Origin of the sequence: Bacillus sp. SG-1 (assembly GCF_000181495.1) — a bacterium.
In the GTDB taxonomy this organism is placed as follows: Bacteria; Bacillota; Bacilli; order Bacillales; family Bacillaceae_B; genus Rossellomorea.
The window spans coordinates 59,385-68,955 of sequence record NZ_ABCF01000010.1 but is presented as its reverse complement, the minus strand read 5'-3'; the positions used below and the strand labels follow the sequence as shown (position 1 = coordinate 68,955).

Below are 9,571 nucleotides of genomic sequence, written 5' to 3'. Positions count from 1 at the left end.
CGCACTCCAATTTTTTACGTATGAATAAATAAGCCGCTTTACATCCTCCCCATATTGGACGACCAACTCTCTTATGGATGGTTCTTGCGGTTCTGTTCGTTCAACACTGTTAGTCATATCACACCACCTGATTTTTATTTTCACTTAACAGACGGGTGCCGTTGGTGAAATGTCCCATATTTCTCAAAAAAAGTTTATAGATAATTTTCTATATGTCGAATAACGGCCAGTTTTTGTCGTTTTTCACTCAACCCTTGTCGAATATCGACCAGCTGCGGTCGAATATCGTTAACGCCTGCTGGGAATGCCATTCTTCGATTCCTTTATCGGCGATTTTTGTGATTTATCAGCGATTCCGGGAATTTTATCGGCGATTCTCGGATTTTATCAGCGATTTTTCAGTTTTATCAGCGATTCCAGCCATTTATCGACCAAATGACAAATTTCGACACAACCGCACCTACAATGCCAAGCCGATCTGAACACAAATTAAAAAAGCACGCCATAAGCGTGCTTCAACAAACTTAGATACATTTATCCTTCGGCTGGGATTCGCCTTCCCACTCCAGCATGCCGCCTTCCATGTTGACGACTTTGTAGCCTTGATCATGCAGGAACTGGCTGACTTTTCCGCTGCGACCTCCGGAACGGCAGATCAGGATGTACTCTTTGTCTTTATCGAACTTGTCCAGGGATTCTGGAATGTCTCCCATCTTGATATGGCGTGCCTGAGGAATCATGCCTTCCTCTACTTCTTCGTCTTCACGGACATCGACCAGGTCAAGAGTTTCTCCCTGCTCGAGTTTTTTCTTCAGTTCATCTGTCGTGATTGTTTTATAATCTGCCATTATGTAACCACCTTTCATCTTTATTTTCTCATTATATCAAAGCTCTATTCACAGGAAAAATAAAAGACCGGCACCAAAGGCACCGGTCAATAATATTAATTTGCTACGATGTTAACAAGCTTTCCAGGAACAGCGATGACTTTTCGCACCGTCTTACCTTCGATAAACTCCTGGACTTTTTCATCCTTGAGGGCGATTGCCTCAAGTTCGTCCCGGCTGATATCGCGAGGTACTGTCAGTTTAGCACGGACTTTACCATTCACTTGGAACACAATTTCGATTTCATCGCTTACAAGTTTGGATTCATCATACTTCGGCCACTCAGCATATGCAAGGGTTCCTTCATGGTCAAGCTTGCTCCAAAGCTCTTCAGCGATATGCGGCGTGACAGGCGCAAGCAATTTCACGAAGCCTTCGATATATTCTTTTGGAAGAACATCCGCTTTGTACGCATCATTGATGAAGACCATCATTTGTGAGATACCTGTGTTGAAACGAAGTCCTTCGAAGTCTTCCGTCACTTTTTTCACAGTCTGGTGATAGCTCTTCTCCAGATCTTTGTTCTCTTCGTCTTTGACCTTCTCGCTGATGTTTCCATTCTCATCGACAAGAAGTCTCCAGACACGGTCCAGGAAGCGGCGTGAACCGTCCAGTCCATTTTCACTCCAGGCAACGGATGCTTCAAGCGGTCCCATGAACATTTCATACATGCGAAGTGTGTCCGCACCATGTGTTGAAACGATCTCATCCGGGTTGACGACGTTGCCTTTCGACTTACTCATCTTCTCGTTGTTTTCTCCAAGGATCATACCCTGGTTGAACAATCTTTGGAATGGCTCTTTCGTCGGCACTACACCGATATCATAAAGGAACTTGTGCCAGAAACGTGCATACAGCAAGTGAAGAACCGCATGCTCGGCGCCACCGATATACATATCGACTGGAAGCCAGTGGTTAAGGTTTTCTTCGCTTGCAAGTGCCTCATCATTATGAGGATCGATGTAGCGGAGATAGTACCAGCAGCTGCCTGCCCACTGAGGCATTGTATTTGTTTCACGTCGGCCTTTTTTACCTGTAGCAGGGTCTGTTACATTCACCCACTCGCTGATATTGGCAAGCGGTGATTCACCTGTCCCTGAAGGTTTGATTTCCGTTGTTTTTGGAAGTGTCAAAGGCAGCTCTTCAACAGGAACTGTCGTTGTCGTGCCATCTTCCCAATGAATGACTGGAATCGGCTCGCCCCAGTAGCGCTGGCGGCTGAACAGCCAGTCTCTCAGGCGGTAAGTCGTCTTCTTCTCACCGACACCTTCTTTTTCAAGCCACTCAATTGCTTTTGTGATTCCTTCTTCTTTTCCAAGACCATTAAGGAAATCAGAGTTCACATGCTCTCCGTCACCTGTGTATGCTTCTTTTTCCACATCTCCGCCGGCAACGACTTCTTTGATTGGAAGATCGTATTTTTTCGCAAATTCATAATCTCTTTCATCGTGTGCAGGAACCGCCATGATGGCACCTGTACCATAACTCATCAATACATAGTCAGCTATCCAGATCGGCATTTTGTCACCGTTGATCGGGTTGATCGCATATGCACCTGTGAAGACGCCTGATTTATCTTTTGCAAGGTCAGTACGCTCAAGATCACTTTTCGCTTTGACTTTATCAATATAAGAAGATACGGCTTCTTGCTGCTCGCTCGTTGTGATTTCTTCGACAAGCGGGTGCTCAGGAGCCAATACTGCATACGTAGCACCGAAAAGGGTATCCGGGCGGGTTGTGAAGGCAGTGAACTTCTTGTCTGTACCATCGATGGCGAAATTGACTTCCGCACCCTCAGAACGACCGATCCAATTACGCTGCATGTCTTTGATGCTTTCCGGCCAGTCAACGTCTTCAAGATCTTCTAGAAGGCGGTCCGCATATGCTGTAATTTTCAACATCCATTGTCTCATTGGGCGGCGCTCAACAGGATGGCCTCCGCGTTCAGACTTTCCGTCGATGACTTCTTCGTTCGCAAGAACCGTTCCAAGAGCCGGACACCAGTTAACAGCTACTTCGTCAACGTAGGCAAGGCCTTTTTCATAAAGCTTTGTAAAAATCCACTGAGTCCACTTGTAGTACTTAGGATCTGTTGTATTGACTTCACGGTCCCAGTCATAAGAGAATCCAAGTGATTTGATCTGGCGGCGGAATGTGTTGATATTCTTTTCCGTGAATTCCGCTGGGTCGTTGCCTGTATCAAGGGCATATTGCTCGGCTGGAAGGCCGAATGCATCCCATCCCATTGGATGAAGGACGTTGTATCCCTGCATTCTTTTCATGCGCGAAAGGATATCTGTCGCTGTATATCCTTCAGGGTGACCTACGTGGAGGCCGGCACCGGACGGATACGGAAACATATCCAGTGCATAGAACTTCGGTTTGTCTTTTTCAGTTTCTGTTTTGAATGTTTTTTGTTCTTCCCAATAATGCTGCCACTTTTGTTCAATGTCTTTATGATTAAAGCTCATTGTCGGGACCTCCCTTTTTTTGATTGTTATTTTTTATTAAGCTGTTTCCCTTAAAAGCTGTGGATGATCTCCACTCCAGGATACTCGACTCCGCGGGGCGGGCGGTGAGCCTCCTCGGCTACGCCTGTGGGGTCTCACCTGTCCCGCTGCTCCCGCAGGAGGTCGTGTATCCTTACGCTCCGATCAACTTTGAGTAAAAAAGCAATAACCTTTGGAAAACAATCTTTGATAACAAAAAAACTCCCGCCCCAATTATTAAAAATAATAATTGGGACGAGAGGTCTTTGATAATCTCCCGCGGTACCACCCAGATTAGTGTACACGCACTCACTTGATTCCATCCTTAACGCGGAAAACGGCAGGCACTACTTTGGTTCACGCCTGCAACTCAAAGGCGAGTTCATGATGATTTCCGGTTGACTTGCACCGACCGTCAACTCTCTAATGCGGATCTTCATCACTACTGCTCCTTATCAACGTTGAAATATATTACAACTATTGTATTCACTATTCTATGCAAAAATATACCGCGTTGCAAGCCTAAACATTTAAAAATTATTATTAGAGAACAAGTTCGACGCCTTATAGAAGTGACAAAGGCATAGTAAAAATTACCCCGTAATTTGGTAATACCATCCATAAAAGTGACCTTACATGTTATAATTAACTCCAAGCTATATACAAACATACATAAAAAGCTTTCAACAACACTAACATATCAGGAGGAGAAAACATGTTTGAAACTTTGGAGAACAAGGTGGGAAGCCGCTTAATCCTGCCGAGCAACGAAAAGTATGACGAGACGCGGAAAGTCTGGAACGGTGCTGTAAATCGTAAACCTGGAGCCATCGTGGTCTGTGAATCTACTGATGATGTAATTGCGGCCGTAAAATTCGCAAAGAAGAACGACCTAACAATCTCCATCAGAGGCGGCGGCCATCATGTAGCCGGTACTGCCGTGTGTGATGATGGAGTGATGATCGACCTTTCAAAGATGAGAAAAGTTAGAGTCGATAATGTTAAAAAGCTTGCTTATGTACAAGGTGGTGCATTACTGCAGGATATTGACAAAGAAACTCAAAAGTACGATCTGGCTGTTCCAACTGGAACTGTATCTGAAACAGGTGTTGCAGGACTTGCATTAAACGGTGGCCTTGGTTACTTAAGAGGAAAGTATGGACTGACCTGCGATAACCTTGCAGGTGCAAAGCTTATAACTGCTGAGGGAGAATTACTGGAAGTGAATGAGAACAATCATCCAGATCTGTTTTGGGCAATACGAGGGGGCGGCGGTAACTTCGGAGTGGTTACTGAGTTTCAATTCCAGCTTCACGAAGTCGGCCCTGAAGTCCTGGCACTTGATGTGATGTACGATTATAAGGATGCCAAAGAAGTTATTCTTAAAGCTCAGGAATTCATGAGTGATGCACCTGATGAGATATCGATTAACATCACAGCAACTACCCTTCCTCCTGCACCGTTTTTGCCGGAATTTCTACACATGAAAAAAGTTGTGATAATTACAGGAATGTATGCAGGGAATCCTCAAGCAGGAGAAGAGTTGATCCAGCCACTTCGCGAGTTGGCAGAACCAATTATCGACGGCACTAGCGTTATATCATACGTTGAACTGCAGAGTAAACTGGATATCATGGTTGAAAATCATATACCGGTATATGGAACATCCCTATATTTTAAAGAACTGACTGAAGAAACTGTAGATACACTGTTGAGCAAAATTGACAGTGCCCCCGCTCCAAGTGTGCTCGTTCAATTATGGTCGCTGCATGGACAAATGAACCGCATACCTTCTGATGCCACTGCCTTCGCCATGCGGGACGCAAGCTGTGTCCTGCTGGTTGACATGATGGCCATGCATGTGCCGGAAGAGCTTTGCAAAAAATGGGTGGACTCCGTATACAGCAGTCTCCTGGAGCGCTCCCACAAAAACGCTTCATATCTGAATGCCATTGAACCAGATAAAGACGTGATCAAAGCAACCCATGGCAAAAACCATGACCGTCTGGTTGAAGTAAAAACCAAGTATGATCCAGATAACCGCTTGTGTCATAATCATAATATTGCACCGACCAGAAAATAGTTTCATAGAAAGAATCTTGCCGAAATTATCTTATCAATCCCAAACAAAAACTCTCAGAACGATTCTGAGAGTTTTACCTTTTTCTAAAGCTCTATTCTTATTATCTGCGATTCTTGCATCTTCTTTTCATTCTCATCAAAAACATCGCTTGTCGTAATTTCTATCCACTCAAGGCCTTCTGAGTCTTCAAGAATGAATCCCAGATTTCCTTTTTTGTTTTCTCCACCTTGAATGGCACCATTTAAGTCTTCGAGGTAAATATCTTTTTCCTAGTCGAATTTCTCGCCGGTATTGGTTTCTATCAGAGCGATAGGTGCAAGGTTAGCTGTTTTTTCGGAAGTATTCTCTATTTCCACAAAGAATTTCCCAAAATCAAATTTCTCCTCATGCGTAAGGTTAGTTTGGCATTGTTACATTTTCTCTACCATTTCTTCAAATTCTCTCAATAATAGATTCCTATAATGGGTTTTGTAAAAGAAATTTAGGAGGGAATGTCGAATGATGAGAAAAAAATTAAAGAAAAAGCTAATGCCGTTGGCGGTGATCTCTACTATAGCATTTGGAAGCCTTAGTGGAAATGGTTCTATCGCGGATGCTAGATAGGACTATTAATTAGAGGAAAAAACGGAGATGACTAGATTAAAAGCTGTTGATTGTTATTAAAAAAACCCCCAATCTCCTCAGAACATCACCTCATAATAGGAAGATAGGAACACATACGACAAATAGTATTCTTTACTTTCCCTAAACAAAGTAACCGAACTGTTACAGAGTAGAAAAAAGACTACCTTCTTTAGGAAGATAGCCTTTAACTTAAGAAATTGAAATGGAGACAGATTCTTTCCTTTTAAGGGACCTGTCATAAATCGCAGTGAAGACGATGGCAACGGCAAACAATCCGATCAGTGATGTGAATAAAACAGATATGCCAAATCCGTCCACAATGATACCTCCTAATAATGGACCGACCATACGTCCTCCCGTGGCAGTACTATTAACGATTCCCTGATAAAATCCTTCTCTTCCCTTAGGGGCCAGGTCGTTGGCAATCGTAGGCACTGCAGGCCAAATCAGCATTTCCCCGATTGTCATAATGATCATGGCAATCGCAAACATTTGGAACACATCAGAGACAGCGGCCACCCCGAAGGAAATCATGAAAATGACGATTCCAATCTGGATTTGCATCTTCAGGTTATTTTCAAAGCGGCGGATCATTTTGGATAGTACAGGCTGCGCCAGCACGATTAACGCTCCATTGATTGTCCATAACAAGCTGTATTGTTTCAAGCTGATGTTAATGTCCTGAGTATAGCTGGCAATGGTCGACTGCCATTGCACATAACCGATCCAGCATAGTATATAGGCGGCGCATATTAAAATCAGTGCCGTAAATTTGGATTTATTTCTAATAAAACCGCCTTCCTGGATAAGCGAGGTCTGCTTCGCCGTATTGACCGTGATGGCCTTGTATCCAAAGAGAGCAATTAAAAAGAAGATTACATACATAATCAAGTTTGCCAGAAAAATATATTGAAAGGAATAAGAAGCGACTAACCCTCCAGCTGCAGCACCGACAGCGACCCCGACATTCTGTGCCACATAAATCGCATTGAATGATTTCCGGCCGCCTTCAGGCCAGACCGACCCGGCCATCGCATACATGGAAGGAAAAACAATCCCTGAACCAAAACCGACAATGGTAAGAAAAATAACGTAATGCGGCCATCCGTGATAAAAATTCATTCCGATAAGAGCAATTAAAGTAATGATGATTCCCGTCAAGATCGAGCGGTATCCACCAATTTTGTCAAAGAGGCTTCCTCCGAACAAATTTCCGATGACACTCGCTCCGGCATTCAACATCAAAACCAATCCAGCGACTGATAATGATTTGCCAAGATGTGAATTGATATATATCGCATTCAACGGCCATAAGAATGACGCTGCCGTGACATTCACCATCATTCCAGCGATTAACAGCCACAACGATTTAGGCATAATGAGCGCTTCCTTTCCCTATAGATATTTCGATTCCCAAAATGATTATAGGGGTTTTCAATTCGTGGTGCAACACGAAATAGAATAGATAGATAATTCCAAAAATAGTAAGAGCCGGTAAGCCAGCTTCCTAAAAGTTCCGGGGAGATATATGGGGTTTGGCAGCCTCGTTTTTTTGAAACCAGTTAGTAATTGGTAGGTATTTTGAAAAAGAGAACTCATCTACAAAACAGCATTTGATTGATAGGTGAGTTGGGCTCAAAGTCGAAACGACATACAATACAATAGGACATCACCAAACTTCCCCTTGCAAACCCAGAAAAAAAGACAGCCGCGGCTGCCTTTTCAAAAATCAGATGCTGTGAGCAAAATTAACAAGCATTTTTTGATACATATAGAGCGAGTCGATTTCAACATTTTCCTTATTGCCGTGCCAGTTTTCTCCGACCGGACCGAATTCGATGGCCGGGATGCCGAGCTGCGCAAAGAATTGGGTGTCGGCCGATCCATGCTGACCGAAAAACACCGCTTTCTCACCCGTCTGTTCCTCTACAGCCGCCTTGATTTTCCCAACATAAAAGTCGTCTATGTCCGTCCTGACCGGCTTACTGAACATGGAGACAAACACAGGACTGTCGACAGCTTCTTCAATTTCCTGGACAATCCTATCTTTTGTTTGTTCCGGCAAGTAACGGATATCATACTTCAGCATGCATTTAGCTGGTACTTTATTGTACACGTCCCCTCCTTCAATGATTGCCAGGTTCAATGAAGGAGTTGGATAATATTCGGAGCTTTCCTTCATAAACGGAAGCTCTTTTATTTTTTTATGAACATCAAATGCTTTTTCAATGGCATTCTCGCCTTCCCACGGTCTGCTTCCATGCGCAGGCACACCTTCCACTTCTACATTCAGTCTTAATACACCTTTAGCTTGTAATGCAATGCCAAGTTGTGTCGGTTCAGAACAAATGACAAAGTCGCCGGTGTATCCTTCCTCAACCAAGTAACCTGTGCAGTTAAATCCCCCGATTTCTTCATCGGACACGATCTGAAGCTGAATCTTTGTATTAAGGTCTTCATCCTTCAACGCAACCATCGCATGCATCATGCAGGCGACTCCTGCTTTCATATCAGCCGAACCCCGCGCGTAAATCTTTTCATTTTTTTCACGGGGGATAAATTGCTCCTCTTTCCCGCTCACGACATCGATATGACCATTGAAGATTACCTTTTTATCTCCGCTGCCTATTTCCGTAACCAGCATCTTATAGCCGTTATTCTGGATGATGTTGACCGGCAGTCCATTTTCCTCAAGCCATTGACCGCAAAATTCTATGGCTTTGTTGCTGCCTTCACGTGTTGAACTGTTTATTAAAAGGAGTTCTTTCAATAGTTCTTTAAGATTTTCCATGCTCATCCTCCTTCTTTTGGTGGTGATAGTGATATTTTTCTTTACCACGAATGCAAAAGGATGAATCTTCGTTAAAGGAAAAAGCACACCTTTTGTAATTGGTGTGCTTCTCCCCCATTATTTATTTTCCAATTCTCTATTTTTCGATTTAACCGGCTGTGCCTGCTTTTCATATCTCTTCTTCGCTTCTTTTACCGGATTGTACTCTTCTCCAAATTCAGTATCAAGGTTTCTCTCAGCTGTTCTTGTTTTCTGCTCAGGGTTATTTTGTTTAGAACGTTTTTTCACTGTAGTCTCCCTCCCACTGATTCCGGGTCGTGGTCTAACAGAACCATTTCATTCTGGAATTGCTGAAGCTGCAAGCGCATTCTGTGAAGCTGTTCACGCTGTTGAGAATTTGCACTGTTAGCAAGATGCCTGATGTCATTGACTGCTTCTTCAACCTTTTGCATGGCATCTGTATATTCCTGGTCATGATAATGCTCTTGTTTGGTTCCTGATTTATATTGTTCCTGTGCAAATCTCAGTGCGTCTTCACATTTTTGCAGGCACTCATCCACAGATTGTCTAGTTGCCATAAGTAATCCCTCCAAAACTTCAAAAATGAAGCTGTGCTTCTGTGTTTATTGTTTGTCATAAGTTAGGAATCATCAGTAGAAATTTCTTCCTATCGCAACTGTAACCATGCTGTAATTGG

The 9,571-nt window shown here is 43.4% G+C and carries 7 protein-coding genes, 1 pseudogene and 1 other annotated feature; of the genes and pseudogenes, 1 reads left to right on the top strand and 7 read right to left on the bottom strand.

What is annotated here, in order from left to right; all coding sequences use genetic code 11:
* Positions 1-524: 524 nt before the first annotated feature.
* Positions 525-848, bottom strand: a complete 324-nt coding sequence (locus BSG1_RS08195) for a rhodanese-like domain-containing protein (RefSeq protein ID WP_044022599.1) — start codon at positions 846-848, stop codon at positions 525-527.
* Positions 849-943: 95 nt separating this feature from the next.
* A complete protein-coding gene (gene leuS, locus BSG1_RS08190; protein WP_006836513.1) occupies positions 944-3,358 on the bottom strand; it encodes a leucine--tRNA ligase in 2,415 nt (804 codons plus the stop codon).
* 266 nt (positions 3,359-3,624) lie between these two features.
* Positions 3,625-3,844: a binding site (T-box leader), on the bottom strand.
* Between the two features lie 247 nt (positions 3,845-4,091).
* On the opposite strand from leuS, the gene BSG1_RS08185 reads away from it, so the two are divergent.
* A complete protein-coding gene (locus BSG1_RS08185; protein ID WP_006836511.1) occupies positions 4,092-5,459 on the top strand; it encodes an FAD-binding oxidoreductase in 1,368 nt (455 codons plus the stop codon).
* 83 nt (positions 5,460-5,542) lie between these two features.
* Here the strand turns inward: BSG1_RS08185 and BSG1_RS21330 are convergent.
* From BSG1_RS21330 to BSG1_RS08165, 5 genes and pseudogenes are all read right to left on the bottom strand, one after another.
* Positions 5,543-5,854, bottom strand: a pseudogene (locus tag BSG1_RS21330) (hypothetical protein); the annotation flags it as partial.
* A 418-nt stretch (positions 5,855-6,272) separates the two neighbouring features.
* Positions 6,273-7,460, bottom strand: coding sequence for an MDR family MFS transporter (locus BSG1_RS08180; protein WP_006836507.1), 1,188 nt, complete (start codon positions 7,458-7,460; stop codon positions 6,273-6,275).
* 352 nt (positions 7,461-7,812) lie between these two features.
* The gene (locus BSG1_RS08175; protein WP_044022598.1) at positions 7,813-8,874 is read right to left on the bottom strand and encodes a M20 family metallopeptidase; all 1,062 of its coding nucleotides are present in this window, start codon (positions 8,872-8,874) and stop codon (positions 7,813-7,815) included.
* 117 nt (positions 8,875-8,991) lie between these two features.
* Positions 8,992-9,162 carry a hypothetical protein gene (locus tag BSG1_RS08170; RefSeq protein ID WP_006836505.1) on the bottom strand — a complete coding sequence of 57 codons (171 nt, stop codon included), beginning with the start codon at positions 9,160-9,162 and terminating at the stop codon, positions 8,992-8,994.
* Positions 9,159-9,452: a YtzC family protein gene (locus BSG1_RS08165; RefSeq protein WP_044022597.1), complete on the bottom strand. Its 294-nt coding sequence runs from the start codon at positions 9,450-9,452 to the stop codon at positions 9,159-9,161. Before BSG1_RS08165 ends, BSG1_RS08170 begins: the two co-directional genes overlap by 4 nt.
* Positions 9,453-9,571: the final 119 nt, after the last annotated feature.